This is a genomic window from Mesorhizobium sp. (genome assembly GCF_965229135.1).
Taxonomy (GTDB): Bacteria; Pseudomonadota; Alphaproteobacteria; order Rhizobiales; family Rhizobiaceae; genus Mesorhizobium.
The window spans coordinates 5,204,196-5,230,467 of the sequence record NZ_OZ245860.1 but is presented as its reverse complement, the minus strand read 5'-3'; the positions used below and the strand labels follow the sequence as shown (position 1 = coordinate 5,230,467).

29 protein-coding genes and 1 tRNA gene are annotated in these 26,272 nt (G+C 63.8%); 12 read left to right on the top strand and 18 right to left on the bottom strand.

Annotated elements, in window-relative coordinates:
• The first annotated feature begins 1 nt into the window (after position 1).
• Positions 2 to 1,129: a glycoside hydrolase family 5 protein gene (locus ACO07C_RS25015; RefSeq protein ID WP_421916845.1), complete on the top strand. Its 1,128-nt coding sequence runs from the start codon at positions 2 to 4 to the stop codon at positions 1,127 to 1,129.
• Positions 1,126 to 2,643, top strand: a complete 1,518-nt coding sequence (locus ACO07C_RS25010; protein ID WP_421916844.1) for a hypothetical protein — start codon at positions 1,126 to 1,128, stop codon at positions 2,641 to 2,643. The genes ACO07C_RS25015 and ACO07C_RS25010 overlap by 4 nt, the downstream gene beginning before the upstream one ends.
• A gap of 44 nt (positions 2,644 to 2,687) precedes the next feature.
• Here ACO07C_RS25010 and ACO07C_RS25005 read toward each other — a convergent pair whose 3' ends face one another.
• On the bottom strand, positions 2,688 to 3,932 hold the full coding sequence (locus ACO07C_RS25005; RefSeq protein WP_421916843.1) for an FAD-dependent monooxygenase: 1,245 nt from the start codon (positions 3,930 to 3,932) through the stop codon (positions 2,688 to 2,690).
• A 95-nt stretch (positions 3,933 to 4,027) separates the two neighbouring features.
• On the opposite strand from ACO07C_RS25005, the gene ACO07C_RS25000 reads away from it, so the two are divergent.
• The gene (locus tag ACO07C_RS25000) at positions 4,028 to 4,648 is read left to right on the top strand and encodes a TetR/AcrR family transcriptional regulator (RefSeq protein WP_421916842.1); all 621 of its coding nucleotides are present in this window, start codon (positions 4,028 to 4,030) and stop codon (positions 4,646 to 4,648) included.
• On the opposite strand, the gene ACO07C_RS24995 is transcribed toward ACO07C_RS25000, so the two are convergent.
• From ACO07C_RS24995 to ACO07C_RS24985, 3 genes are all read right to left on the bottom strand, one after another.
• Positions 4,620 to 5,504 carry a hypothetical protein gene (locus ACO07C_RS24995; protein WP_421916841.1) on the bottom strand — a complete coding sequence of 295 codons (885 nt, stop codon included), beginning with the start codon at positions 5,502 to 5,504 and terminating at the stop codon, positions 4,620 to 4,622. The genes ACO07C_RS25000 and ACO07C_RS24995 overlap by 29 nt on opposite strands.
• Before the next feature lie 149 nt (positions 5,505 to 5,653).
• A complete protein-coding gene (locus ACO07C_RS24990) occupies positions 5,654 to 7,201 on the bottom strand; it encodes a putative bifunctional diguanylate cyclase/phosphodiesterase (protein WP_421916840.1) in 1,548 nt (515 codons plus the stop codon).
• The gene (locus tag ACO07C_RS24985; RefSeq protein ID WP_421916839.1) at positions 7,202 to 8,029 is read right to left on the bottom strand and encodes a heme NO-binding domain-containing protein; all 828 of its coding nucleotides are present in this window, start codon (positions 8,027 to 8,029) and stop codon (positions 7,202 to 7,204) included.
• Positions 8,030 to 8,470: 441 nt separating this feature from the next.
• On the opposite strand from ACO07C_RS24985, the gene ACO07C_RS24980 reads away from it, so the two are divergent.
• Together ACO07C_RS24980 and ACO07C_RS24975 are read left to right on the top strand one after the other, a co-directional pair.
• A complete protein-coding gene (locus ACO07C_RS24980) occupies positions 8,471 to 8,935 on the top strand; it encodes a MucR family transcriptional regulator (RefSeq protein WP_421916838.1) in 465 nt (154 codons plus the stop codon).
• A 68-nt stretch (positions 8,936 to 9,003) separates the two neighbouring features.
• Positions 9,004 to 9,504: a peptide deformylase gene (locus ACO07C_RS24975; protein ID WP_421916837.1), complete on the top strand. Its 501-nt coding sequence runs from the start codon at positions 9,004 to 9,006 to the stop codon at positions 9,502 to 9,504.
• 69 nt (positions 9,505 to 9,573) lie between these two features.
• Here the strand turns inward: ACO07C_RS24975 and ACO07C_RS24970 are convergent, their stop codons facing one another.
• Positions 9,574 to 10,083, bottom strand: coding sequence for a hypothetical protein (locus tag ACO07C_RS24970; RefSeq protein WP_421916836.1), 510 nt, complete (start codon positions 10,081 to 10,083; stop codon positions 9,574 to 9,576).
• 427 nt (positions 10,084 to 10,510) lie between these two features.
• Positions 10,511 to 10,586, bottom strand: a tRNA-Ile gene (locus tag ACO07C_RS24965).
• A gap of 135 nt (positions 10,587 to 10,721) precedes the next feature.
• Between ACO07C_RS24965 and ACO07C_RS24960 the strand changes: the two genes are divergently transcribed.
• Entirely contained in the window at positions 10,722 to 11,432 is a 711-nt protein-coding gene (locus tag ACO07C_RS24960) for an SIMPL domain-containing protein (protein WP_421916835.1), read from the top strand.
• 267 nt (positions 11,433 to 11,699) lie between these two features.
• Here ACO07C_RS24960 and ACO07C_RS24955 read toward each other — a convergent pair whose 3' ends face one another.
• On the bottom strand, positions 11,700 to 12,095 hold the full coding sequence (locus ACO07C_RS24955) for a hypothetical protein (protein ID WP_421916834.1): 396 nt from the start codon (positions 12,093 to 12,095) through the stop codon (positions 11,700 to 11,702).
• A 399-nt stretch (positions 12,096 to 12,494) separates the two neighbouring features.
• Positions 12,495 to 12,941 (bottom strand): YcgN family cysteine cluster protein, encoded by a 447-nt coding sequence (locus tag ACO07C_RS24950; RefSeq protein ID WP_421917597.1) that lies wholly within the window; start codon positions 12,939 to 12,941, stop codon positions 12,495 to 12,497.
• Between the two features lie 198 nt (positions 12,942 to 13,139).
• On the opposite strand from ACO07C_RS24950, the gene ACO07C_RS24945 reads away from it, so the two are divergent.
• Both ACO07C_RS24945 and ACO07C_RS24940 read left to right on the top strand, forming a co-directional pair.
• Positions 13,140 to 15,278: an OmpA family protein gene (locus ACO07C_RS24945; protein WP_421916833.1), complete on the top strand. Its 2,139-nt coding sequence runs from the start codon at positions 13,140 to 13,142 to the stop codon at positions 15,276 to 15,278.
• 431 nt (positions 15,279 to 15,709) lie between these two features.
• A complete protein-coding gene (locus ACO07C_RS24940) occupies positions 15,710 to 16,231 on the top strand; it encodes a TIGR00645 family protein (protein ID WP_421916832.1) in 522 nt (173 codons plus the stop codon).
• 29 nt (positions 16,232 to 16,260) lie between these two features.
• Here the strand turns inward: ACO07C_RS24940 and ACO07C_RS24935 are convergent, their stop codons facing one another.
• Positions 16,261 to 17,040, bottom strand: coding sequence for an AraC family transcriptional regulator (locus ACO07C_RS24935; protein ID WP_421916831.1), 780 nt, complete (start codon positions 17,038 to 17,040; stop codon positions 16,261 to 16,263).
• Between the two features lie 85 nt (positions 17,041 to 17,125).
• On the opposite strand from ACO07C_RS24935, the gene ACO07C_RS24930 reads away from it, so the two are divergent.
• Positions 17,126 to 17,830, top strand: a complete 705-nt coding sequence (locus ACO07C_RS24930) for an SAM-dependent methyltransferase (RefSeq protein ID WP_421916830.1) — start codon at positions 17,126 to 17,128, stop codon at positions 17,828 to 17,830.
• Between the two features lie 35 nt (positions 17,831 to 17,865).
• Here the strand turns inward: ACO07C_RS24930 and ACO07C_RS24925 are convergent, their stop codons facing one another.
• From ACO07C_RS24925 to ACO07C_RS24915, 3 genes are all read right to left on the bottom strand, one after another.
• Positions 17,866 to 18,732 (bottom strand): SDR family oxidoreductase, encoded by an 867-nt coding sequence (locus ACO07C_RS24925; protein ID WP_421916829.1) that lies wholly within the window; start codon positions 18,730 to 18,732, stop codon positions 17,866 to 17,868.
• A gap of 151 nt (positions 18,733 to 18,883) precedes the next feature.
• Positions 18,884 to 19,525, bottom strand: a complete 642-nt coding sequence (locus ACO07C_RS24920; RefSeq protein WP_421916828.1) for a response regulator transcription factor — start codon at positions 19,523 to 19,525, stop codon at positions 18,884 to 18,886.
• A 10-nt stretch (positions 19,526 to 19,535) separates the two neighbouring features.
• Complete coding sequence (locus ACO07C_RS24915; RefSeq protein WP_421916827.1) at positions 19,536 to 20,408, bottom strand: S1C family serine protease; 873 nt, start codon at positions 20,406 to 20,408, stop codon at positions 19,536 to 19,538.
• A 169-nt stretch (positions 20,409 to 20,577) separates the two neighbouring features.
• Here ACO07C_RS24915 and ACO07C_RS24910 point away from each other — a divergent pair, with 169 nt between their 5' ends.
• Entirely contained in the window at positions 20,578 to 21,537 is a 960-nt protein-coding gene (locus tag ACO07C_RS24910) for a S1C family serine protease (protein WP_421916826.1), read from the top strand.
• 74 nt (positions 21,538 to 21,611) lie between these two features.
• Here the strand turns inward: ACO07C_RS24910 and ACO07C_RS24905 are convergent, their stop codons facing one another.
• The 3 genes from ACO07C_RS24905 to ACO07C_RS24895 all read right to left on the bottom strand — a co-directional run bounded on the left by ACO07C_RS24905 (position 21,612) and on the right by ACO07C_RS24895 (position 22,769).
• Entirely contained in the window at positions 21,612 to 21,827 is a 216-nt protein-coding gene (locus ACO07C_RS24905) for a hypothetical protein (RefSeq protein ID WP_421916825.1), read from the bottom strand.
• 186 nt (positions 21,828 to 22,013) lie between these two features.
• A complete protein-coding gene (locus ACO07C_RS24900) occupies positions 22,014 to 22,235 on the bottom strand; it encodes a hypothetical protein (protein ID WP_421916824.1) in 222 nt (73 codons plus the stop codon).
• A gap of 108 nt (positions 22,236 to 22,343) precedes the next feature.
• Positions 22,344 to 22,769 (bottom strand): VOC family protein, encoded by a 426-nt coding sequence (locus ACO07C_RS24895; protein WP_421916823.1) that lies wholly within the window; start codon positions 22,767 to 22,769, stop codon positions 22,344 to 22,346.
• Positions 22,770 to 22,835: 66 nt separating this feature from the next.
• On the opposite strand from ACO07C_RS24895, the gene ACO07C_RS24890 reads away from it, so the two are divergent.
• On the top strand, positions 22,836 to 23,462 hold the full coding sequence (locus ACO07C_RS24890) for a TetR/AcrR family transcriptional regulator (protein WP_421916822.1): 627 nt from the start codon (positions 22,836 to 22,838) through the stop codon (positions 23,460 to 23,462).
• Here the strand turns inward: ACO07C_RS24890 and ACO07C_RS24885 are convergent.
• The gene (locus ACO07C_RS24885) at positions 23,395 to 24,354 is read right to left on the bottom strand and encodes a LysR family transcriptional regulator (RefSeq protein WP_421916821.1); all 960 of its coding nucleotides are present in this window, start codon (positions 24,352 to 24,354) and stop codon (positions 23,395 to 23,397) included. The genes ACO07C_RS24890 and ACO07C_RS24885 overlap by 68 nt on opposite strands.
• Positions 24,355 to 24,467: 113 nt before the next feature.
• Here ACO07C_RS24885 and ACO07C_RS24880 point away from each other — a divergent pair, with 113 nt between their 5' ends.
• Positions 24,468 to 25,103: an FMN-dependent NADH-azoreductase gene (locus ACO07C_RS24880; RefSeq protein WP_421916820.1), complete on the top strand. Its 636-nt coding sequence runs from the start codon at positions 24,468 to 24,470 to the stop codon at positions 25,101 to 25,103.
• 54 nt (positions 25,104 to 25,157) lie between these two features.
• Here ACO07C_RS24880 and ACO07C_RS24875 read toward each other — a convergent pair whose 3' ends face one another.
• The gene (locus tag ACO07C_RS24875; protein ID WP_421916819.1) at positions 25,158 to 25,457 is read right to left on the bottom strand and encodes an AzlD family protein; all 300 of its coding nucleotides are present in this window, start codon (positions 25,455 to 25,457) and stop codon (positions 25,158 to 25,160) included.
• Positions 25,454 to 26,188 (bottom strand): AzlC family ABC transporter permease, encoded by a 735-nt coding sequence (locus ACO07C_RS24870; RefSeq protein ID WP_421916818.1) that lies wholly within the window; start codon positions 26,186 to 26,188, stop codon positions 25,454 to 25,456. The genes ACO07C_RS24875 and ACO07C_RS24870 overlap by 4 nt, the downstream gene beginning before the upstream one ends.
• Positions 26,189 to 26,272: the final 84 nt, after the last annotated feature.

The following is a 26,272-nucleotide window of genomic DNA, read 5'->3' as shown; positions in this document are numbered from 1 at the left end:
CGTGCGGATACCGCCGCCGATTCTGTCGCGGCGAGCCGCGCTGACGCTTGCCGGCGGAGCCCTCATCGCCTCATCCCTGCCCTTGCCCGCCTCGGCCACGCCGCCCTCTCGCGCCGTTCCGTCGCGCGGCTTCAATCTTCCGGCATGGTTCGAGCGCGAGGACGGGACGGCTCCCGCCACGGCGACGCTGGAGAAACTGCGGCAATCGGGATTCGAAACGATCCGGCTGCCGGTGAACGGCGATCTCCTCGCGGCCGGCGACAAGGCGGTGCTCGGCCGCATCCATGACGGGGTGTCGGAGCTTGTCCGGCACGGCTTCGCCGTGCTCGTCGACATGCATCCCTCCGGCGATCTCCACGCGGCCTTCAGGTCCGATCCGCCAGGCGCGGCCCGGCGGGTGATCCAGGCCTGGACGTCGCTGCGCGCCGTCATTGCCGATCTTCCAGAAGGGTCCGTCTATCCCGAACTGCTGAACGAGCCGCCAATGGCGCAAGCCGCATGGCTGGCGCTGCGTCAACAATTGGCCGAGACCTTGCGCGCCACGTGCCCGAGGCACACGCTGGTCTGGGGGCCGGCGCGTTTCCAGGGCATATGGGAACTGGCCGATGCGCCGCCGCTCGCCGACGACAACCAGATCGCGGCCATCCACTATTACGCGCCGATGGCGTTCACCCACCAGTGCGAGAACTGGGATGCATCGCCCCTGGCCCGCATCGCCAACCTGCCCTTCCCCGCGAGCAAGGACACGCCGAGCGTACGCGACCTTGTCGGCAGGTTAAGGGCCGCCGGCGACGAAGAGGCCGCGTCCATGGTGGAGGACGAACTGTCGGCCCCATGGACAGCGGATCGGATCGCTTCGGATTTCGCCGGCGTGGCGCGCTGGTCCGCTGGTCATGATTGCCCCGTCATGCTGAACGAGTTCGGCGTGCTCAATTTCTGCGTCGATGCCGAAAGCCGGGCATCGTGGGTTCGTGCCGTGCGCAAGGCCGCCGAGGCCAACCACGTCGGCTGGACCTATTGGGAACTCGACCAGGGCTTCGGCATCATCAAAAGCAGGCTGAGCGTGGACGGCTTCGACAGCGCGATGATCGCCGCCCTGCTCGGCGACGAAGGCGGGAGCTCGCAATGAGCGCCACCAGCGCCTATCCGACAGTCGGGCTGCGTGCCCCGGGTGCGCCGACCGTCGAGGCGATGCTGCATGTCGGCGTGGCGCTGGCGGTTGTCGGCCTCTCGGTCTCGTCCTTCGCGGTCTGGACGCCGTTCGGGGTCGTGGCGACCTTCATCCTGACGCTGATCGTTTCGAATGCGATGCCAGCGGGCATTCCGGTGGTGATCATCTGCGCCTTCCTCTACCAGAACCTCGTTGTCGCCTGGTTCACACCCTACATCCCCGACAACAACACGTTCGACGCCTTGCGCGGCACGAACTTCGTCATCCTGATGACCGCCTTCTGCATCTTCTTCGCCGCGACCTTCCAGAACCGGGTGCGCGCGCTGACCGAACTGCGCCCGTGGCTGCTGCTGAGCATCGTGCTGTGCGGGACGATCTGCTTCTACTTTGCCCTTGGCGCCGTGCATGGCGGCGCAAAGGACGCGGTGGTCTATTTCCGCAACACGATCACGCCGCTCGCCTGCTTCCACATCGCGGTCCTGGCCGCCAGCCTCTATCCGGTCGACCTGCGCAAGAGCATGCTCTGGATGTGCGCCGGCGCCGTCATCTATGGCTATGTCGAGCTGATCTTCACCATGGATTTCCTCGGCCTGTTCCACGGCGACCTCTATATCGAACGCGACATTGCCAGGCAGATCGAGACCGGCGTCTGGGAGAAGGCGCTGCAGGAAACCGGCTTCGTGTTCCGCGGCCTGCAGGACGTGATGACGACGACCTTCTTCAACACGCCGATGTTCAACGACATCCTGCCCAGCATCTTCCGCATAGGCGGCCCCAACTTCCATCCGATCAGCTATGCCTACGGGCTGAGCATCATGGCGGCCTGGCTGCTGTTCAAGGGACGCTGGCTGGTGCCGATCGCGGCGCTGCCGCTGCTTCTGGTCATCGGCTCCAAGGGCGCGACCTTCATGCTGCTCGTCGCGCTCGGCGCGCGCCTGGTCTACAGCCCCTCCCGCGCCAGCCTGACGCTCGCCGGCGTGGTTGCCCTTGCCACGACCTGGACGATGGCGGCCATCGCCTATGGCGCCACGCATGGCGATTACCATGTGCTAGGCCTCGCCGCCGGCATGCGCGACTTCCTGACCGACCCGCTTGGCCAGGGGCTGGGGCTGGGCGGCAACCTGTCGAGCACCTCGATCAATCTCGACTGGGCCGACGCCCAGGCCACGGGCGCGGCCTCCGTGCCCGTCGAGAGCGCGGTTGGCGTCATGCTCTACCAGATGGGGATCGGCAGCCTGGTCTTCTTCGGCTTCCTGGTGGCGCTGGCGCTGGCGGCGCGCCGGCAATTGATCGAAACACGCGACCCGGATTTCCTGTTCGGCTTTGTCGGCATCGTCACCATCTCGGCCAATGCCGTGCTGCAGGAAGAGGCGTTCTACTCACCGCTCGCGCTCGGCTTCTGCCTGCTGCTGGTCGGCGTGTCGCTGGGAACACGCTGGCGCGAGCTGGCCGCGCAGAGAGCGGAAGCGTGACTGGGAAACGCCGTGAAGCCTGATGCAGCGGCTTCGACTGCGCGTCACTTCCGCTGTTCCTCGCGAAGCCACCGACTGTAGTCGGGCAGCCTCAGCGAATTGTGCACCTGCCTGGAGTGTTCGCTGTATGATGGTGCGTTTCCCAAGGTCTGCATTGCAGCGAGGGCGGCGTTGCGGGCATCGAGTTCCTGCTGCGTACGCGGCATGAGAAGGGTACCGCCTTCCCTGGAGGCGAGCGCCTGATTCGATTCCATGAACGGCCGTGCTATTCGTTCATAAGAAGCAAAGGCGTCGACGGGATCCGCATGCGCCGCCAGCTCTCCGGCAAGCACATAGGCGCCAACCAGCGCAAGGCTGGAGCCTTGTCCCGACAAGAACGAGGGCGCGTGCGCGGCGTCCCCGACCAGCGCCACACGGCCGGACGACCAGCGCGGCATGTGGATCTGACTGACAGTGTCGAAGAATATGTCATCCGCGCGCTGCATGGCCGCGACGAGGCGAGGAATTTCCCAGCCGCCATGGCTGAAAATTTTCGCTGTCCGTCGGCGTTGCCTGTCGACGTCCGTGTTCGAATGAAACGGCGGTTCGTCAGTAGCGAAGTTCAGGAAGGCCAGAAGCGTGGGACTGTCGCCAACCGCGTACACGCCCGCAAGACGGCCAGGTTCGGCATAGATCATGGCTTCATGTGAGAGTCCAAGATCGTTCGGAAGCGAGAAGAGGTTGAAGCAAAAACCCAGATAGCGGTTGAACGGCGCTTCCGGCCCCAACGCCAAGGCGCGCGTATTGGAATGCATGCCATCCGCGGCGATCACTATGTCAAACCGCTGTTGCATCCCGCTTCTGAAGCGAACGTCCACCCCGGCTCCATCGTCGTGCAGCGCGTCGATGCAGTCATTGAATCGGTAGCGGACCTCCCGGTCGCGCGTGAGATCGTACAAAACCGAACTCAGTTCGCCACGCGGCAACTCGATGTCACGATTGGTCACCCCGCCGGACAGACTCTCCGGCGTGACTGTCGCGACCGCATTTCCATCGGCATCCACAAATCGCAGCTTCCGAGTGTCGATATGGGCTGACCGGAGTTGTGAAAGCACCCCCATGCGTTCAACGACGTCGATTGCGGTGCCTCGCACATCGATGGGGTAGCCGCCGCCACGAATGGCGCCCGCCCGCTCCACCACCGTCACGTCGAAGCCGTATCGATCGAGCCAATAGGCCAGCGCCGGCCCGGCAATGCTGGCGCCGGAGACCAGGACCGAGCCGGATTTGGTGGTTTGCGCCTCGAACATACGACTTCTCCAGCCAGATAAGATGCGATATGTATCTTATCTAATCGCGACCAGAAACTCAATAGGATGCATGATGCATCTTAAATGGAGGTGCTATGAAAGCCGACAAGATCGGACGGCGGCGGGGCATTGAACTGGAGCAAGCGATCCTGGACGCCGCCTGGGCTGAACTGGTTGAGCGGGGCTATGCTGGGCTAACGCTGGAGGGCGTCGCCGAGCGTGCGGGCACCAGCAGACCTGTACTCCACAGACGCTGGCCGAACCGCACCGCACTCGCAACGGCTGCGCTGGGGCGGCATTTCGAGCAGAATCCGATCGTCGTGCCCGATCTCGGCAGCGTCCGCGACGAAATCCGCCTCCTGCTCCGCCAGTTGTCAGACCGTGCCCGGCCTGACCTGATCAGGCTGATTTTCGACATGCAGAAGGACCTGGCGGACAAGCATTCCAACCTGGCGGATATGAGAGCGCATCTGAGGGCGCGGATCGCCGGTTCCGATGTCATGCAACCCATCCTGGCGCGCGCGATTGATCGTGGTGAGATCGCCGCTGACCGCCTCACCCCCCGGATTGTGTCGCTTCCGACGGATCTTGCACGTCATGAGATCCTGATGACGTTCAGGTCCTTGCCGGACGAAGCCATCAAGGAGATTGTCGATGAGATTTTCCTGCCGCTGGTAGCGCCTTCGGTCAGGGACCGAACACCACAAGCTCGGTGAAGGTCAGGTCTCCAAGCGAAGGTGGTTTGGGACCCTTGAAGTACTTCACGCCCTTGCCTGCGAAATAATGGCCGACCAAACCCGGAACCGGCTCGTTGGCGTCGACCGCGCAAAGCAGGATTCCGCGCCGCAGCAGGAAGCGGCCGACGGCGCCGGCGCAGCCGGCGAGATCGGCCAGCGAACGGCAATAGACGACCTGGCACGATGGGATGAAGCGGTGCGCGATCCGCCGCCGCATCAACACCAGCGGCACCGCCACACCGTCGCGGATGCAGACCAGCGATAGGCAACCGAGCGCGGCATGCTCCAGCAGCATCGACCGCTCCGCATCGGGCAGTAGCGCCATTTCGGCGAGGTCGGAGCGGGCTTCCAGCACGCGCCACGTTCCTCGAAGCGCATTCAAGGCGGGCAGGAAGGCGAACTGTCCATGCGAAAAAAGCTTGAAGCCGAACGCCTTGTTGAGCTTCACCGTCGCGGGCGCCGGCGAGATGTTGACATAGGTCACATCCTTTCGCTTCAGCACCATCGCGATCATCTTGGTGGCATAGGGGCGGAATTCCGAGTCGACCGACCAGCTTGAGAGGTTGCAGCGTATGTCGTCGCCGCCCTCGGTCTGGTAACGCGTGTAGAGGCTCAGCAGCACACCGACCACCTGCCCGGATTTTGCCAGCGCAATGCCGTATCGCGGCAGGTCGTCAACGGCGGGCCGCCGCGACTGACGGGTCAGCGCCCGTACCCAGTAGTCCCGGCCGCGCGTCGGAAACCCCCGGCGCAGACAGTCAATGACGCCTTCCCAATCGTCTTCGCGAATTGGTCTGCATTCAACATCAGCAGGGAGAGCGCCAAGTACGGCCATAGTCCACTCGAGAATACAACCAGTTCAATCCGATGTTTTCACCCGCAACCCGTGATAGTGCACAACCCTTAAAAATCCCTCCTGTCCCGGCGCGATTCATCCTTGCATCACGAGAGCTTGATCTTCCCGTCTTGTCGCGGCTCGCCACTTCAGGCCCTGAAGCCGGGCATTCTTTGCGCGGCATGCATCGGATTTGCCCCGGCCTCGAGATAACGCGTGATTTCGTCCAACGGCATGGGCCGGCCGAACAGATAGCCCTGCTGGACGAAACAGCCGCAACTGTTCAGCCGCAGCGCCTGGCTTTCGGTCTCGATGCCTTCGGCGACGATATTGAGTTCCAGGGCCTGTGCGAGTTGAACGATCGCCTTGACCACCGCCTCGGCCTGCCGGTCGGCGCTGATGTCCCTGGCAAAGGAGCGATCGATCTTGATGACGTCCAGCGGCAGGCGCCTGATGTATGAGAGGCTAGAATAGCCCGCTCCAAAATCATCGAGGGCGACGCGGATGCCAAGGGCACGAAAATGCGACAGGCGCTCCTCGGCCTGTTCGAAGTCGATCAGCAGCAGGCTTTCCGTGATTTCGAGCTGAAGCGCGGAGGGCGGGAAACGATGGCGCGCCAGTGTGGCGGCGATCTGTTCGACCACCGAGGACGATCGCAGGTGGCGCGGCGACAGATTGATCGACACATAGTCGAGATGACCGTCACGGATGAGCGGGTACATCTCCCGGCAGCAGCGATCGATCATGGCTCGGCCGAGATCGACGATCAGTGAACTCTCCTCGGCCAGGGGGATGAACAGTCCTGGCAGAATGAGACCCCGCTCGGCATGCTGCCAGCGTGCAAGCGCCTCCACCCCGACGATGGCATTGCTCTTGGTGGAGATGATGGGCTGGTACCACGGCTCGATCTCTCCAGCCGCCACGGCGCTGCGCAACTCCTCTTCCAAGCCCTGCCGGCTCTCGAGCTCGGCCGCCATGCCGTCGTCGAACTCGGTCCATGTCGAGCGCCCAGCCGACTTGGAGTGGTACAGGGCGACATCGGCGAAACGTTGCAGCGTCGGCGAATCCGCGGCGTCGCGGGGAAAGCCGGCAAAACCGACCGAGCAACTGACGATCAGCTGCAGGCGACCGCAATCGATGGGCCGGCTCATGGCCTTCATGACCTCCGCCGCGATCTCGCGGGCCCGCTCGCTGCGCTCCGGCGTCACGCAGATGACGCCGAACTCGTCACCGCCCAGCCGTCCCGCCACCTCGCTTTCCCCGCAGATGGCGCGCAACCGGGCCGCAACCTCCATCAGCACCGCATCTCCGACCGCGTGGCCGTAATTGTCGTTGATCTCCTTGAAGCGGTCGAGATCCACAAACAGAAGCTGAACGGAGCCGCCTTGAACATGGGCGGCATGGATAGCCGCGTCCAGATCGCGCGCGAAGCTGACCCGGTTGGCAAGCGAGGTCAGGGGATCGCGTTCGGCTAGGAACAGGGCCTGCTGGCGGGACACCTCCAGCTCGTGCGTACGATCGAGGACGCGCATTTCGAGGTCGTTGGCCAGCACCGTCAGGTGGCTGTTGGCGTTATAGAGCTCAAGCGACTTCGCCTCAAGCAGCCATTCAGCCTCTTCACGGGCGCGCTTTTCGCGTTGCAGGCGCCTTTCGAGACGCGCTACGCGGTCGACGGAGGGATCGGCTTCCGACAGCATTTAGGCTATCGCACCTGTCTTCTGGATCGAAAAACGAACGAATCTGTCGCCAGCGCTTTCGTGCTCGCTCCGGTCTATCCGCACGGTCTCGCCATAGATCTGAGCCGCGCCGAGAATGAGGCCGGAGGCAAGAGCCTCGAAGGAGCGTTTGCTGCGGTAGTCGAGATGCATTGTCCCGCTCCCGAGCCGTTCGGCCCTGAACTCCGGCAGCTCGGCATCCGGGTAGAGTTTTCGCACCTCCACATGGATGTGCCGGTCGATGCTTTCGAGAAAATCAAACAGCGTGCCCGCCGTCTTGAAAAAGTCGGGGAACGAAGCCTTGAACCGCCCGATCAGATGCTGGCCGAACAGGTCCATCAGGTCGTTTGGCGGCATATGGCTTTGCGCGGACAATGTCGTGACCAGGGACTGCATTTCCTTGTGGTCGTAGGTGCCGACAGCGGTGTAGGCGCCGCCGCTCGGCAGGTCGGAAGCCTCGATGAGATCGTCCACCGCATCCGCCCCATAGGTCTGTTCCACGAAACCCAGCAGCTCGGTGAATACCATACCCTTCATGTTGCCCTCACCCGACTGTTGGACCAGCGCCACTATGAGCCTAGGTCGTAGCACACAATGTATAATTAACAGTATAATTAAGAATGAAGGAAACGCCTTGCTGTCACGGCGAAGTTGTTGATCCAGTCGTTGCCAGAGATACCGGTAACATATGTCGCACAGGCGAACGCCGCCAAGCGACACCGCCGAATACAGGAAAGCCTCCACGACGGCGCGTACAGTGAGTTGCCATTGATGGACGCGGATCGCCATGTCTTCGGATAATTCGCGCAAGATCGCTCAACTCCGCGATCTTTTCTCCAGACTTGGCCTCGAATGTATAGTCGATCCACGACATCCCGATCTTCTGGCTTGCGACCGACGCCGGCTTTGTCGTGCGACAGCCGCGCGCAGGGCTGGGGATTTCGTGCCCGGAGAGGCGCGGCCATCCCTCTCCACCGGAGTGGCATGAGCGTTTGATGCCGGGTAAACGCGGCCGGCTGGCAGGGGCGAAGCCGTTCGCCGTGTCCAAAACATCCGTGGCGGCTTGGCGGAATTGCGCGATGGCCGGCCCATCGAGATCACGGTCGCCCGTCGCCATTCGCTGCGGCCGGCATAAATGATGTCGATACCTCGCGTCGGCTCTATTTCGGGTCTTGTGCGGACGGTGTGCTTTCCTGTAGCGAGGTCACAGGCGGGCTACAGACATTGAGAACAGTTGAGGGATTAGCCCAGATGCCTGAAGATCTTACAGAGGCCAACGCGGATTTGTTGGCGATGACCGCCGATATCGTTTCCGCATATGTGAGCAACAACCCGCTTCCGGTGTCGGAGTTGGCCCGCGTCATTGCCGATACCTACGCCGCGGTCAGCAAGCTGCATGGACCGTCCTCGCCTCAGCCGGAAGAGAAGTCCGAACCCGCTGTCCCGATCAAGAAATCGGTGACCCCGGACTTCATCATCTGCCTGGAAGACGGCAAGAAGTTCAAATCGCTCAAGCGACACATCGGCACCCACTACAATCTGTCGCCGGATGCGTATCGCGCCAAGTGGGGCCTGCCCTCGGACTATCCGATGGTCGCGGCGAACTACTCCGCCGCGCGCTCGCGGATGGCCCGGGCGATCGGCCTGGGAAGAAAGGCCGCCGAGCCCGAACCCGAGGCGCCGAAGCGTCGCAAGACCGGCGTCAAGACGAGCTGACGTCCAGGACGTGCGCCGGTCATCGACGGTCGCCTGAAACGGCGGCCGCAAGTTCCATGGAGTGACGCGTGACGGTTCGGCCAATCGTAAGGTTTCCCGACCGTCGCCTTCGCGCGGTGGCCGAACCCGTGTCGGTGTTCGACGAGGACCTGCGTCGCCTCGCCAGCGACCTAGCGGACACCATGCACGCGGCGCCCGGCATTGGCATCACCGCCCCGCATATCGGTGTTTCGAAGCGCGTCGTGGTGATCCAGGTGCCGCCGGCGGTGGAAGCTCGAACCTATGTCAATCCGGTGATCGTCTGGGCATCGGACGAGATGATCCGCCACACGGAAGGCAGCGTCTCGATGCCGGGTGTCACCGACGACATCGAACGGCATGCCCGCGTCCGGGTCCGCTATCAGGACCTGAATGGCGCCGGCCAGGTCGAGGAGGCGGATGGCCTGCTGGCGGTCTGCCACCAGCACGAGATAGACCAGCTCGACGGCCTCTTCTGGATCCAGAAGCTCTCGCGCCTGAAGCGCGACCGGCTGATCAAACGCTACGAGAAGCTGCTCCGGACGGCTTAGCCGGTCCGGATTTGGAAGCCGAAACCAGAAGCCTTCGCGTTTGGCTCCGCCGCCATACGGCCTCTTTGATCATTGCCTGACGAACGCGCCAGTGTAGGTGTGGTCGACAAGCGTATAGGTTCCAGCCAAGGTTCCGTCGGGCAGCATCCTGAAGCTGACGTCCGCGCCATTCGGGAGGCGCCCAAGCTTCAAAGTCGACCCCACGATTCTCCCGGCGCCCGCCGCCTCTCCCGGATTGTTGTCGCCCAGGACACCCCACGCATAGGTGACGGTCACCTGTCCATTCGAAGAGACGGATTGAACGGCGAGTTTTCCATCATATTGGCCGTCCAGGCGCCCCGTCCATATGCCGGAGAAAGCAGCATATCGCGCCGCGACGCCCTTGGCGGGCGGGGTGATTGTGACGGACGAATCCATGATTGCCGTGCCGGGGGAAGAAGCGGCAGGCATCGAGGCAGGCTGGGGAGGAACGGCAGCGGGATTCGACGCGGCCTCGAGACCGGGTGGCGGCGCTTGCTGAGGCGCCGACTGGCACGCCGCGAGCGCGAGCGCCGCGAAGCCAAGCACAATGTTCCGCATCAAATTCTCCACTTCGTTTCTCCGAGGCAGAACGATCATCGAGGTCCGGCATCCGGTCCTCAAACCGGATCCCCCTCCGCGGAACATTTCACATGAGGCTCATCAACAGTCCATCTCCAATCTCGGGCCTGTCCGAAAGGGCCGCCGACCGGCAGATGATTGCGTTCCACTCAATGCCCATGTCGGAAACGCCAACAGGAGTTGCCGGTCTCGGCGGATAGCCGCGGTCGAGCGTGGCGTGGCTTCTTGGCGGCTGGGCACCTCGGCCCGAACTCGACTGGCGGCCGTTCCAGTGCCGATCCCTATCGCCAGCCCTCTGCATGCCGCCATAAATCAATGAAATCAACGCGATGCATGGTGGTTCGCCGTCATCGATCTGGCCAAGAGAGCCAAGCTGTATCGTCAAGTCACTGATAAATAACGATAATGGTGGGCCCGGAGGGACTCGAACCCCCAACCAAGCGGTTATGAGCCGCCGGCTCTAACCATTGAGCTACAGGCCCCACGCGCGCTGGATTAATGTTTTTCGCATCGCGGCACAAGGCTTTCCCGATGGGCTTTCGCAGATCGCCCAAATCAGCCCATATTCGCGCCCTAGTTGAGCGTTGCGACTGGATCGCAGACCAAGGAGCTTTTTCATGACCAGACACCTTTTACCCCTCGCGCTCGCCGCTTCAATCGCCTTTCCGGCGATGGCTGGAGCCGCCGATTCGCAGCCTTCGCCCCGCATCATCGTTTCCGGTGAAGGCGAGGCCACCACGCCGCCGGACCTGGCGCTCCTGTCGCTTAGCGTCATGCGCGAGGCCAAGACGGCGCGCGCCGCGCTCGATGCCAACAATGACGCCATGGCCGCCGTGATCGCTGCGATGAAAGCGGCGGGCATCAAGGATCGCGACCTGCAGACGGCAGGGATCCAGATCAATCCGCGCTACAACTATACCAACAAGCCGGATGGCGGCCAGGATGCAGAGCTTGTCGCCTACCAGGTGACCAACACGCTTGCGGTGCGGGTGCGCGACATCGACAAGACCGGCGAAATCCTCGACAAGGCGGTGTCGCTCGGCGTCAACCAGGGTGGCGGCATTTCCTTCACCAACGACAATCCGGCCGCGACGGTCACCGAAGCCCGCAAGAAGGCCGTGGCCGACGCCGTGGCCAAGGCCAAGACGCTGGCGGAAGCCGCCGGCGTCAGCCTCGGACGGGTGCTGGAGATCAACGACCAGAACATCAGGCCGATGCCGATGGCGATCAACGCCAAGGCGTTCGACTCGGTCGCCGGCGCCGTCCCGACACAGGCCGGCGAAAATGCCTACAATGTGCAGGTCACCGTCACCTTCGAATTGAAGTAGTCGTCTTCGAGGGCAGCCAGCCGGCGGTCAATGCGTGTCGCCCAAGACCGCGCGGTGGTTTTGGGACAACGGCATCCATCAAACAAGGACCGCGTCCCCGGCGGCATCCCCGAGACCGGGCAAAAGAAAACCCCGGAGGACCTGGTCCTCCGGGGTTTTTTGCGAGCCGCACCCTTTGTCGCTGGCGGAAGGGGGCTCGCTACTCAGGGCTGCAAGTGCCCCGGACGCCTGGTGCATGTCGACTGACATGCACCGGAAAGACGCGCTTCAGCGGTAGATGACCGGGCAACCGCGTTCATTGGCGAACACGACGACCACCCGGTCGCCGCGCTGGCGGCCTACAACCTTCACGGTCGAGCGGTTCACGTCGACGATGCGGGCCCGGTAGAGGCCCATCCGCTCCGCCTTGTCGAGCGCACGCTCTGGCGAGCAGCCACGGCGCCAGCCGCGATCGTCGGGGCGGCCGCGATCGTCAGGGCGCCAGTCAGGGCGGTTGTCGCGACGGTAGAAGCCATCGTCGTCGACCGGGTAGACGCCGACGCGAGCATCCCTGTTGGTGCCGAAGCCGAGATAAAGGCTGTCGGCATGGGCCACGGGCATGGCCGCCAGCGTGCCGAGGCCAATCATGGCCGAAAGCGTCGCCGTCCTGATGGTATTGAACATGGTCTCTCTCCTTGTTGAGGCTTTCGCCCCGTCCTCGAACCTATGCACGCAGAATGCGCCCGTCTGTCTGAACTCTCCGCGAACCGGCCGTTCATTTTCGGTTCATGTGGCAGGAAGAAGGACGCGCCTGTTTTTTCGAGCGAAGCCCACTGCAAAGACGAGGAGACATGGAGCCTGTTCCATCCCGATGGAGCCGGGATGGGGCTCTATCTGCTTGTTTGAGGATGATCACCGGACAAACGGGAACCGTTTGTCCGAGAAAACCGGATTCCACACTTCGGGACCATGCTCCAGGCCTGGCCGCATTGCCGGTTTCCGCATGCGCACCGCGACAATGCAATCGCGCCAGGGCCCCGCCGCACGCTTTACCTTGCGTTTACCGTGATTTCGAAGTTCGGCTCAGGGTTCTTCTTCGAGCATATGCTCGAAATAGTCTTCCGGATCGGCCATCTCGGTCTCGTTGGCGCTCACCCGACCGCGCATCGAGATGCCGGCCTCGTGCACGGTCTCGGCGCTTCCCGAAACCAGACGGTGCCACCAGTAGAGGTCCTCGCCTTCGGCCACGAGGCGATAGGCGCAGGTGCTTGGCAGCCAGCTGATGGTGCGCACATTCCGCGGCGTCAGCCCGATGCAGTCGGGAACGCGCTGCAGGCGGTTGACGTAGTCGGAACAGCGGCAGCTATGCGCATCGAACAGCCGGCAGCCGACACTGGTCCAGTAGATTTCGCCAGTGTCCTCGTCCTCGAGTTTCGACAGGCAGCATTTGCCACAGCCGTCGCAGAGTGATTCCCACTCGGCCGGGCTCATCGCTTCCAGCGTCTTGGTTTTCCAGAACGGCGCTTCCATCATGCGGATGTGGCCCCATGGCGGTCCAAGGTCAAGCATCATGGACGCCCGAAATGCTGCGTGAACCATATGAATGTCACGAAGCCGCCTTCAAAAGGCCGGTCAAACCTCTATGGCTGCTTGCATGCTCTGCCAAACCGGAACCAATCCGGTTACCATCGGTTTGGGCACAGATGGGACCCACAAGGAGAATTTCTGATGAAACGCCAACCATGGATTCTGGCGGGGACGGCACTTGGCCTGTTGATGGCATCCGCGCCGTTGAGCGCGTACCCGCTGCAGGGCAGCGTCGCGTTCGGCCCCTCGCAAGGCACAACCATGCCGTTGCTGCTGGCCCAGTCGAATTGCGCCGAGGGCGAATCGGCGGAGGCCTGCGCGAAAAAGGAGGCGAAGCCCGAGCAGAAGCAGCCTGAGCAGAAGCAGGAGGAGCAGAAGCCTCAAAAGAAGAGCGAGCAGGCGCCCGCCGAGCAGGGCCAGCAACAGGAGCAGCCACGCAAGAAGCGCGATCAGCAGCAGCAGACCGAGCAGGCGCCGGCCCAGGCCGAACAGCCCGCGCAGGGCGAACAGCAGCCGCGCAAGAAGAAGCGCGACCAGCAGCAGACCGAGCAGGCGCCCGCCCAGGCCGAACAGCCCGCGCCGGCGAACGACAACCAGCCTGAGGCCAAACCGCGCAAGAAGAAGCAGGACCAGCAGCAGCCAGCCGAGGCCGCGCCAGCAGACCAGGCTCCGGCCACGGAGCCAGCGCAGAAGCCGGGCAAGCACAAGAAGCCTGCCGACGCCACCGAGCCCGCCGCGACACCGCAGGCCACGCCCGAGCCGACCAAAAAGCCGGCGCCCGCCGGGGAGACCGCCCCAAAGCTCGAGCCGTTGCCGGTTCCCGGCACCGAGCAGAAGCCTGCCCAGGCCGAGCAGCCCAACAAGGCAGGCGAGCAGCCCCAGACCGGCGAACAGCCGCTGGACAACACCAAGAAGCACGGCAAGAAGCCTGGCGAACAGCCGGCCAATGGCGAGCAACCCGCGACAGGCCAGCAGCCGGCAAATGGCCAGCAGCCTGCAACGGGCCAGAAGCCTGCGAATGGCGAACAGCCGGCCAACAACAACAAGCCCGCCCAGGGCGAGAATCCCGTTCAGGGCGAGGCCCCTCTCCTCGACAGCCAGAAGGACGCACAGCGCAGGGATCAGGGCGGCCAGAATGCCGGCGGCCAAGGTCAGAATGGGCAGGGCCAGAATGGGCAGGGACAGGGCGGCGGCCAAGGTCAAAACGGCAAGAAGCACAACAACCAGAACGGCCAGCAGAATGGCGACCAGGGCCAGAAGCCTGTGGTTGCTCCTGTCGACCAGGGACCGCCTCCAACCGACGACAAGGCGGCCCAGCAGGAGATCAAGCCTGAAAAGATGGTCCCGGTGACTCAGGAGCGGGGCAAGCGGATCGACCGCGCGCCTGACGAGAACATCCGCGACCGCCAGCGGCCCAAAGGCGTCGACGTGCTGAAGGAAATCGGCGACCGCGTCATCCTCCAGCTCGGCGGCCAGACGATCGTGCAGAGCAATGACGGGCCGCGCATGAACCGTGGCGCCAAGGACGTGTATTACGAGGATCTTCCGGGTGGCCGCACCCGCGAGACCGTCGAGCGCGACAATGGCACCCAGATCGTCACCATTCGCAACCGCTACGGCGATGTCGTCCAGCGTTCGCGCATCATGCCCGACGGCCGCGAATATGTGCTGAGCTATGTCGACGAGCGGCACTACCAGGACGACAAGGACTGGCGCGATCCCGGCGATGACCTGCCGCCGATGCGGCTGACCATCCCGCGTCGCGACTACATCCTCGACTCCGAGGACGTCCAGAGCCCCGATGACTACTACAACTTCCTCGAGCAGCCGCCGGTGGAGAGGGTGCAGCGCCTCTATTCGGTCGATGAGGTGAAGCGTTCGGCTCGCGTGCGCGACATCGCACGGCGCGTCGACCTCGACACGCTGAACTTCGAATTCGGTTCGTCCTCGATCTCCGACACCGAGGTGCAGAAGCTGCAAGGCGTCGCCGACGCCATGGAGAAGCTGTTGAAGAAGAACCCGGCGGAGACCTTCCTGATTGAAGGCCATACCGATGCGGTCGGCACGCCGGAAGCAAACCTTGCTCTTTCGGACCGCCGCGCCGAGGCGGTCGCCGAAGCTCTGACCAATGCCTTCGGCATCCCGCCGGAGAACCTGACGACACAGGGCTATGGCGAGGAGTATCTGAAGATCAACACGCAGGCTCCGAACCGCGAGAACCGGCGTGTCGCCATCCGCCGCATCACCTCTCTGGTGGCTCCTGTCGCAAGCAACAATTAGCTCGTGATTTCAGAAGCCTGACCTGGTTCGCGGAATCAGGATGAGAACCGCCCACCCCGGCCAGCCGGGGTGGGCGGGATTGGCCGGGCCAGATCCCGCGCTCAAGAAGATTTGTATGGGGATTCAGGCCGAATCATTGATTCGCCACACTGTCCACCCCAAATTCGTGACTGGGCTTCCCTGCCCCGTCCCGACTCCAGCGGGACGCATTGAGCCCCGCCGGCCCCTCTCCGGCGGGGTTTTTTGCTGCAGTGATTCCGACAAAGGCGCGAACCGGCCCTCAGTCCGGGTTTGCTCCAAGAAACAACCGGATAGGACATCTCGGCTCGTTCGCGAGACGGCGGACGGTTCCGGGATTTGATCTTGCAAACAGGGACAGGTTGACCGAAATACGGGCCATACCCGCGAAGAAGACCAACCGGATCCAGTCCATGAAGCGCCTTGAACTCGCCATTGAATCGATCATCCTTGCCTCGCGCTGGCTGCTGGTCGTGTTCTATCTCGGGCTCGGTGTGGCGCTTGCCATCTACGCGCTGTCCTTCGGCAAGAAGCTCTACGAGTTCGTCACCATGGCATTCACGCTGGGCGACACCGACACCATCCTGAAGATGCTGGGCTTGATCGATGCCGCGCTCGTGGCCTCGCTGGTGGTGATGGTGATCATCTCCGGCTACGAGAATTTCGTCAGCCGCTTCGAAGACCAGGACGGCGAGAGCGTGCACTGGCTGGGCACGATCGATGTCGGCTCGCTGAAGGTCAAGGTGGCTTCGACCATCGTCGCCATCTCGTCCATCCACCTGCTGCAGGTGTTCCTCAACTCGTCCTCCTATTCGACCGACCAGTTGATGTGGTTGACCATCATCCACCTCGCCTTCGTCGTCTCGGCGCTGATGCTGGCCTATATCGACAGGCTCATGGGTCTGGGAAAAACCAAGAAAGGCGAGGAAGGCTGACGAGGCCTCGGGGCGTAGCCGCGGACGCTTCAAGGTCCTGACAGGCCTGGTTTGACCGTGTTGGCGGGTGGATAGCCGTAGGCACGGGAAAATGCCCGAGAGAACGCGGCGGCGCTGCCAAATCCAACATGCCGCGCCGTGGCTTTCACGCTGTATCCCGCGACAATTTGGGCGCGGCCCAAGGCAAGACGCCACGACGTGACATAGGCGACGGGCGTGGCTCCGACGACCCTGCTGAATTGCGAAATGAAATGGCTTCGCGACATGCCGGCCATTTCAGCCAGTGTTTCAGTCCGCCATTCGTTGGCGGGGTTGTCATGTATGGCCACCAGGCATGGATGCAGGGTCGGATGAGCAAGCCCGGCCAGGAGCCCCGCCCTTACGCGGCCCATATCTATCGCGCGTCGGACGGCCAGAACGACGATGATCTCGCATAGGCGTTCCCGGACAGTCAGTGCGCCACAACGGCTATTTTCAGCCTCCATGACCAAGGCGTCCGCCAAGCCTCGTATTTGCGGTTGCTCCACCAGCGGCAAGACAAGCTCCTCGGGCAAGGCTCCGACAAGTGGGTTGGCAACCCCGCCAAAATCGATCCTGGCCGCGACGAGGACGGAAAACGCCGCGTTGCCGGGAGTGCCGCCCCGTACCCTGAGAACGATGTGCGAGACACCGTGTTCGCCATCCACCGTGACCAGGAAGAGATTTGCCTCCGCATCCGCCTTGTCCGTCACAAAGGCATGCAGCCCAAAAATCTGCAGGAATGCAGTCAGCCGGTCATGCTTTCGTGGCAAAATCGGACTTTCGATCATGTCATTCTCAATTTTGATTATCGAGATTATGCCAGATTAACATCCCTTCATAGCGACAACCAACCGCTTCGGGAATTGAAACCCTATGTCAGTCGATACCGCTGCCAAGTTCGACCCGTCACGGGCCGCTGAATACGAGACCCAGAGCAGGATTGCGCTCGCGGGCTATGAGGCCTGTCACGACTTGGCCGCCTGCATGCTCGCGGCATCGCTTGGCACGGGCTCTACCGCACGCATACTCGTGGCGGGCGCCGGCGGCACGGCGCGCGAGATTGTCTGCGCGGCCAGGCTTGAGCCGCTATGGAGCTTCGTCGCCGTCGACCCCTCGAAACCCATGCTGGACCTGGCGATGTCACGCGTCGCGGCCGCTGGCCTGATTGAGCGCACCCAACCGGTTCTGGGTGTCGTCGCCGACTTGCCTGAGGACCCCCCATTCGACGCGGCAACGCTGATCGGCGTGTTGCATCACCTGCCTGGCCACGATGCCAAGCAGGCGATTCTTCGCGACATTGCCGCACGTTTGAAAAAAGATGCGCCATTGATCCTGGCCGGCAATCACTACGCCTATGCCTCGCAACCCCTCATGATGGCGGCCTGGGCCCAGCGCTGGCGCATGAATGGAGCAACCCCGGCGGAGATCGAGATCAAGCTGGGCAAGATCCTGCAGGGAGCCGACCCGCCGCGGTCGGAAGATGCCGTGTTCGCCTTGCTTTCGGCGGCCGGCTTCGCGAGGCCGCAGCGCTTCTTTTCAAGCCTGTTCTGGGGCGCCTGGATCACCTTTCGAGGGTAATGCGGGCGCGACAACCATGCAGGTTCCTCCGATGGTTAGAACGCACTCCTGATCTTCGTGTCGGAATTGGCAAACACCTCGTCGGGCACGAAAAAGTCGCCGGCCAAGGGCCCCGTGGCGCCCGGCGAATAGATCGAGAAATCCGTGACGCCCTCGGCGCGCAGCACTTCCTCGTCGATATAGAAATTGCCCGATGTCTCGCGCGACGGCCGCAGGAAGATGGCATGGGCCGCGTCGGCCATGATGTCGGGCAAGCGGCTCATAGCCGCAACCGTCGCGCCGCCCAGCAGATTGCGCACCGCCGCCGTGTCGATCGTCGAGATCGGCCACAGCGAATTGACGGCGATGCCGTCCTTGGCGAACTCCGCGCTCATGCCCAGCGTGCACATCGACATGCCGAACTTGGCCATCGTGTAGGCGACGTGGTTCTTGAACCACTTTGCCTTCATGTCGAGCGGCGGCGCCAGATTCAGGATGTGAGGATTTTGAGCCAACTTCAGGTGAGGAATGCACATTTTGGACACCAGGAACGTGCCGCGCGTGTTGATCTGGTGCATCAGGTCATAGCGCTTCATGTCGGTCTCCAGCGTGCCGGTGAGTTGGATGGCGCTGGCATTGTTGACGCAGATGTCGATTCGGCCGAATTTTTCCACGGTCCTTGCAACCGCCTCGGCCACCTGCGCCTCCTCGCGGATGTCGCACAGCATCGGCAACGCCTTGCCGCCAGCCTGCTCGATCTCTTCGGCGGCGGTGTAGATCGTGCCCGGCAGCTTGGGGTGCGGCTCGGCGGTCTTGGCCGCGATCGTCACATTGGCGCCGTCGCGCGCGGCACGCAGCGCGATGGCCAGTCCAATCCCGCGCGACCCGCCGGAGATGAACAGCGTCTTTCCCTTGAGCGACATTTTTCCTCCCGGCTGCGTTGTGTCCTAGCGCGATCCTTGCCTGTGGCGGCTCCGGATACAAGAGGTCGCCGGGATAAGCCATGGTGACGCAACGGAGGGAGTAATCCCTCCGGCGGCATCTTGCCGCAAGATGCACCGGACCCAAGCTTTCCTAGACCAGCACCAGTCCCTGCCGCATCGCAATTGCAATCGCATCCGTGCGGTTGGCCGCGCCCAGCTTGATCAGGATCGCCGCGACATGGAATTTCGCCGTGTGCACGGAAATGTTGAGCCGCCGCGCGATCACCTTGTTGGGTGCGCCCTCGGCCAGCAGCGCCAGCACTTCCGCCTCGCGCGGCGACAGCGTCGGGCGAAGGGCATGTTCGTCGGAAGACTCATCCTCGAAGGGCTCGCCATCGTCAGGATGGAAATCATCATCGCGCACGACGGCGCGGCTGTCGTCGCGTGATATGCGATAGCCGGCCGCGGCCAGCCGCGCCGCGGCCGCGATCAGAAGATCATCGGCGCCGGCGGGCAATGTGGCGAACACCTCGCCGGCAGGCCGCTCGGTGCCGGCGCGTCCCGACAGCAGCACCCTTGGCGTGGAAGCCGGCAGGGCATGACCGCTTCTGTCGTCTACGATGGCAACGTCGGCTCTGCCGGCGCCCGCCACGACCGGCAACAGGTCCTCGCTCGCGGCAAGCGAGGCGGCCAGGCGCTCGGCGCGCGCCGCATCGCCTAGCGCGATCAACACCACCAGCCGCCGCGAGGCGGCACCGTCACTCATGATCCGGTCGATGACTGGTGCGTCCATAGGGATCCTCTCAGCTCAGCGGCTTTTCGCCGATGGTCAACGCGACATCGCGCTGCTCGCCTCCACGCACCACGCCGAGCGTCACCGAAACCCCGGCGCTGTCGGGGCCGAGCCTGCGGATCAGGTCACGCGGGCCATGCACGGCCTCGCCGTTCCACGCCACGATGATGTCGCCAAGGGAGAGGCCGGCGGCCTTGGCCGGACCGCTGTCGTCGAGGCTCATCACCATCGCGCCATGCGCGTCGCGGTCGCGCACCGGATGCAGCCCGGCGCCGAGATAGCCCCGCGCGACATGGCCCTTTTCGCGCAGCGTCGCCACCGCGCGCTCGATCGTCTCGTAGGGCATGACCAAGGCCCGGTGGCGTGGCCCGAACAGCAGCATGCCGATCAGCGAGCCCTTCGCGTCGAGCACCGGACCGCCCTCGAAGCGACCGCCCGCGCCAACAGCCAGATTGATGCGCCGGTCAATGGTGCCGCCGCGCATCGAGCGCCAGGCCGGGCCGACTTCCCCGACCGAACCCGATACGGCCAGCGCCGATCCATGGCTGTTGCCGATGGCGATGGCGATATTGCCGGGCCGTACCGCGTCGGCCCTGGTGAGCGTCGCGGCGGCGGCTGCAACCGCCGGCTTCAAGAGGGCAACGCCGGTCGAAGGATCGCGGCCGACCAGTTCGGCCTTCACCGTCTCGCCCGATGCCAGCGTCAGTTCGATCTCTTCGCCGGCCTCGACAGCCTCCTCGGCGGTGACGAAATAGCCGTCGCTCCAGTGGAAGGCGCTGGCCGTGCGATGATGATGCGTGGCGAAGCTCGCCGTTGCCGGCGCGGCCTTTGCGGCAAGGTCGGCGATGGCCTGCGAAAACGCATTCAGATTGAAGTCGCTCATGGTGATCTCCTGGGTTTTCTCATGCCCCAGATATCGCTCGACAGCGCGCCCGGAGGTACTCGCCTGACGGCTAGTTGCTGGTGTGACTGGCCATCTGGTCAGGTCGCGGCGCTTCCAGCCGCTTCGCACATATAGTCATCCCCAAGCCTGATACCACGGAGCCCAGTCCATGGCCCTCGCCGCCCCGAAATTTCGAACCGATACATTGGCCGACGGAACGCTGCTCGACGCCTATTCCACGACGGTGGCCGATGCGGTCGACCGTATCGGGCCGGCCGTCTGCCGCATCGAGCGCATCGGCGGTCAGGGCGGCCATGGCTCCGGCTTCGTCATCGCACCGGACGGGCTGGTCGTCACCAACTTCCATGTGGTGGGCGACGCCAGGACAGTGCGCGTCTCCATGCCCGATGGCGCTTCCAGCGAAGGCCGCGTGCTCGGCCGCGATCCCGACACCGACATCGCGCTGGTGCGCGCCGACGGCAGCTTTGCCGATGTGGCGCCGCTCGGCGATTCCAAGCGGCTGCGGCGCGGCCAGATCGCTATTGCCATCGGCAATCCGCTGGGCTTCGAATGGACGGTCACCTCCGGCGTCGTCTCGGCGCTCGGCCGCTCGATGCGCGCCTCGACCGGCCGGCTGATCGACGATGTCATCCAGACCGACGCGGCGCTCAACCCCGGCAATTCCGGCGGACCGCTGGTGTCGTCGGCCGGCGAGGTCATCGGCGTCAACACCGCCATGATCCACGGCGCACAGGGCATCGCTTTCGCGGTCGCCTCCAACACCGCCAATTTCGTCATCTCGGAGATCATCCGCTTCGGCCGCGTGCGGCGAGCTTTCATCGGCATCTCGGCCGACACCACCAACCTGCCGCGCCGCGCTGCACTCTTGTCGCAGGTGTCGACCAGCACGGCCGTGCGCCTGCGCAGCGTCGAGAAGGATGGCCCGGCGGCGAGAGCCGGCCTCAAGGAAGGCGATATCATCGCGGCCATCGACGGACGACCGGTGTCCGGTGTCGACGACCTCGTGCGCATGCTGGACGCCGAGAGCATCGGCCGCGAGACGTTGTGCACCGTCGTGCGCCGCACTGGCGTCAGCCAGGTGACGGTAACGCCGGTCGCGCGACGCTGATCCATGGTTACGCGCCATGGACGGCACGGCCCGTGGAAGCGGCCGGCGAACCGGCCGCCTCCACCTCGACAGGGCTACTTGCTGTATTTTGCCTTGCAGGCCGGGCTCAGCTCGCTCATGTGCTGCTTGAGGCACGACGCGACCTCGCCCATCGGGGTCTTGTGACAAAGCCGCTTGATGTCTGCCCTGCATCGCGACGACCCCATCTCGTGCGCATTGCCGTCGGCGACGCCGGCGGCAAACATGCCCATGACCGCGATAAGGGCTGCGGCAGGAATTAGTCTCGACATGGTGTTCCCTCTCTCTCCGTTGAGGAGCAGAAGCAATCACGTTAGCTCCAGCTAAGCTACTTAGCTGAAAAGGGGGGATCGCATGGCGAAGCCGCCAACAAATAGCCGCCAGTCGACCCTCGCCCACGCTCGCATGGGCAGCCGGACTCCTCGCCGGATGGGTGGAGCCTGATAGACCGTAACAGCCTAGTTGCTGTATTTCGCCTTGCAGGCAGGACTAAGCTCGCTGATGTGTTTCTTCAGGCAGGAAGCAGCCTGGCCTACAGGCGTGGTTGAGCAAAGGCGCTTGTAGTCGGGGGCGCACGGCGAGGTGGTTCTTGTGCTGTGCCCCCCTTTGGCGTCGGCCATGCCGCTGGCGCCCAGCCCGATAACACCAGCAATAACTGCGACAGAAACGGTTCTGATCATGACTTCCCTCTCCCTTGAGGGATTCAGGCAACCATTTTAGAAACTACTAATCAAGCTATTTAGAAAATATTGCCTCGTAGAGGGATGCCGCGAACCGATGAGCGCCGTTCAGGTTCCGGCCGCGCCTTGCGCATACTGAGCCAGGAATTCCTCGCTGGGCGGAATCGGCTTGATGATATCGATCAGCACGCCATTGGGATCCCTGGTGATGAAATGGCGCTGTCCGAACGGCTCGTCGCGCAAAGTTCGCAGGATCGGCAGTCCGGCGGCGCGAACCCGCGCATATATGGCGTCCGGGTCCGCAACTTCGAAGTTGATCAGCAGGCCCGAGGTCCGGCCCCGGCCCTCCTCCGGTATCGTGTCATGGTCGCCCTGGACTATGCCGAGATTGACCCGACTGCTGTCGATTGATTGCAGGTGCACGTACCACTGGCTTTCGAACAGCGGCTTGAAGTCGAAATGCTCGACATAGAAGGCCGCTGTCCCCGCGACGTCGCCGGTCATCAGCACCGGGTAGTAGCTGGTCGTCTTCATCTTTCATTCTCCCGTCAAATAACATACAGTCTGCATGTAAATTGAATTAACATACAGGCTGCATGTATGCAACAGGAATCCACGCGCCGTTCCAACCGCGACCGCACCGAGGCGACGCGCGCCGACCTCATCGCCGCGGCGCGACGACTGTTCACCGAAAAGTCCTATGCGGAGACCGGCACGCCGGAGATCGTCGCCGCCGCCGGCGTCACACGCGGTGCGCTCTACCACCACTTCGCCGACAAGCAGGCACTGTTCACCGCCGTGGTCGAGCAGGAGGCGCAGGCCGTGGCCGAGGAGATCGACCATGCCTCGCCACCTTCGCTCAGTGCCCGTGACGCACTGGTAGCCGGCTCCGATGCCTATCTCGCCGCCATGCGCACGCCCGGCCGCACGCGGCTTCTGCTGCTTGACGGACCGGCCGTGCTCGGCCGCGCCGCCATGGACGCCATCGACAATCGCCACGGCAACCGTTCGCTGCGCGAGGGCCTTGTCGCGGCGATGCGCGCGCGCGCCTTGCAAAAGCTGCCGGTGGAAGCGCTGACGGCGCTGCTCGCCGCCGCCTTCGACCGCGCCGCGCTGGCGATAGAGGCCGGCGGATCCAGCGAGGATTATCGCGCCGTTCTCATGGCGCTGATTGATGGGTTGTGTCCGGCTCATCCTCAGCCATCCGCCCCGGCTCGAACTCGTTGAAGCAGCCGAGACGGCGCTTGAACTCGTCGATCAGCCAGGCCGCCGCGGGCTTGGGGCCGCGGTCGGCACGGTGCATGGCATAGAGCGGCGCACGCGTCTCGCCATAGGGCTCAAGGTCGAGTTCCACCAGCCGGCCGCTGGCAAGGTCGTCGGCGATCAGCCAGCGCGGCAGCCCGCCCCAGCCCAGCCCTTCGCGCATCAGCGCGTGCTTGGTGTAGACATCCGTCAAGCGCCACGTGCGATAGGCGAAGACGCCGAAATCGCGCCCCTTGGTGCGCTCCGACTGATCGGTGACGACAAGCTGGGTATATTCGCGCACATCTTCGAGCGGCACAGGCTTGGGCAGCAGCGCCAGCGGGTGACCGGGCGCCGCTGCCGGCACGATGGAATAGAGCCCGATCCGCGACAGATGCACGTCGGCGGCCTCACTCATCATACCCCCGAGGCCGATATCGGCCTGCCCGTCGATGACCTGGTCGAGGATCAGGCCGAGTGAGCCAATATAGAGGCGCAGCGTCACGGTGGGAAACTGTGCTTCAAACGCCTTGAGCACCCGCACCAGCACAGGCGACGGCAGGGTCATGTCGACCGACACGGCGACCTCGGCCTCCAGTCCCTGCCTGTGGCCATCGACCCGTGAGCGAATGCGCTGCAGCATGGCAACCATGCGCCGCGCATCCTCCAGCGTCGCCCGTCCGGCCTCGGTCAGTTGCGGCTCGCGCGTGCCGTCCCGTTCGAACAGCTTCATGCCGAGCTGCTCTTCCAGGTTGGCGATGGCGTAGCTGATGACGGACTGCGCGCGGTTGAGCTTGCGGCCCGCGGCCGAGAAACTGCCGGTCTCGGCAACGGTGACAAGGACCTGAAGCTGGTCAAGCGTGGGATTGGGCTGCATTTTCAATCCATCCAGATTATGGATGGATACTATACAAAATATCCCAGTTTTTCAAATAGGTCGGCAGATCCATATAGGTCGGGACAGATCATTCCAACCCTGGAGAGCCCTCGATGTCCATCCTTCTCATCACGTCCAGCCCGCGCGGCAACGCCTCGCACTCGACCCGCGTCGCCACCGAATTCGCCAACAAGCTGCTCGCGGCCGACCCGTCGAACACTCTGGTGGTGCGCGACCTCGTCGCCAACCCGCTGCCGCATATCGATGCCGATTATGCGAGCGGCATCTACACGCCCATTGAAGCCCGCACACAGCGCCAGGCCGAAGTCGTCGGCGTTTCCGACGCGGTCGTCGACGAACTGTTTGCCGCCGACACCATCATCCTTGCCACCGGCTTCATCAACTTCAATATCTCCTCGACGCTGAAGTCCTGGGTCGACCACATTGCCCGCTCCGGCAAGACCTTTGCTTACGGCGAGAATGGCCCCAAGGGCCTCGTCACCGGCAAGAAAGTCTACATCGTCCTGGCTTCCGGCGGTATCTATTCGGAAGGCGCCGCCGTCCAGATGGACCACGCCATCCCCTACCTGCGCTCGGTGCTCGGCTTCGTCGGCATGACCGATGTCGACGTCATCCGCATCGAAGGCGTCGGCATGGGCCCTGACGCGGTGACCGCCGCGCTGGCCAAGGCGACCGCCAAGGTCGACGCCGTGGTGGCCGCAAGCCGGCAGGTCGCTGCTGCCGCGTAATCGACAAGCCACTCGAACTGAAAAAGGCAGGCGCCTCCCGCGCCTGCCTTTCTTTTAAGCGATGACATGCCTGAGCAGCCCCGCCGCGCCCACGCCGATCAGCACCGTCGGCAGCATGGAGAGGCGTGTCGCGGCAAGCACGGTGATGGCGAGTGCGGCGAGGTCGGCCGGGTTCTTCGACACGAAGTCCGGCGCGATGACCGAGATCAGCACGCAGCCGGGTGCCGCTTCCATCACCGCCGTGGCGCGGGCACTGAGCGTGCGGTTGCGCAGCACGACATAGCCGCCGATCCGCGTCAGATAGGTGACGCCGGCCATCAGCACGATGGTGAAAAGGGTGGCGGGATCGATCATGCGTCACCCGCCAGCACATAGGCCGCGATGAGCCCGGAGACCGCGCCGGCGGCTACATACCAGGCGCCGGGGACAAACAGATAGACGAGTGCCGCGACGACGAGGCTGACCAGCCAGGGCCGCGCGGCGGCAAGGCCCTTCCACATGCCGCGCATCAGCACCAGGAACACGGCCGGAAACGCCATGTCGAAACCATAGGGCTCGACATCGCCCAGCACCGGCCCAAGCATGGCGCCGAGCGTCGTGAAGGCCACCCAGGCGAGATACATCGCAAGTGCCGCGCCCATGTAGTAGCGCAGGCTGAAGGCGGGACCGACGCCAGCGCTGGCGCGCTGTCTGGCATCGGCAAGGCCGAGCGCCCAGCTTTCGTCGCACATGAAGAACAGCGCCGGAAACACCCTTCGCCGGGGCAGATGGCGCAGGAACGGCGCCAGGGCCGCGCCCATCAAAAGGTGACGGCTGTTGACCAGGAAGGTGATGGCGACGATCAGCGCGATGTGCGGCGGCGAGGTCCACAGCTGGATCGCCGCGAATTCCGATCCGCCGGCGAAGTTCAGGCCGGTCATCGCCGACAGTTCGACGACATGCAGGCCCTTCTGAGTCGCCTGCGCGCCCAGCACGAGCGCGTAGGGAATGGTTCCCAGCAACACGGGCGTGCAGGACACGATCCCGCGCCGGAACTCCGCGCCGGATCCCGTCTCCCCGGACAATGCAGCCTCGGAAATGCTCATGATCTTCCATCGGCGGGCCTAGCGGCCGCCGCTTCCTGTCAGCGTGGATATCTGTGATGTCGGCGCCCAACATACCGATGCCCG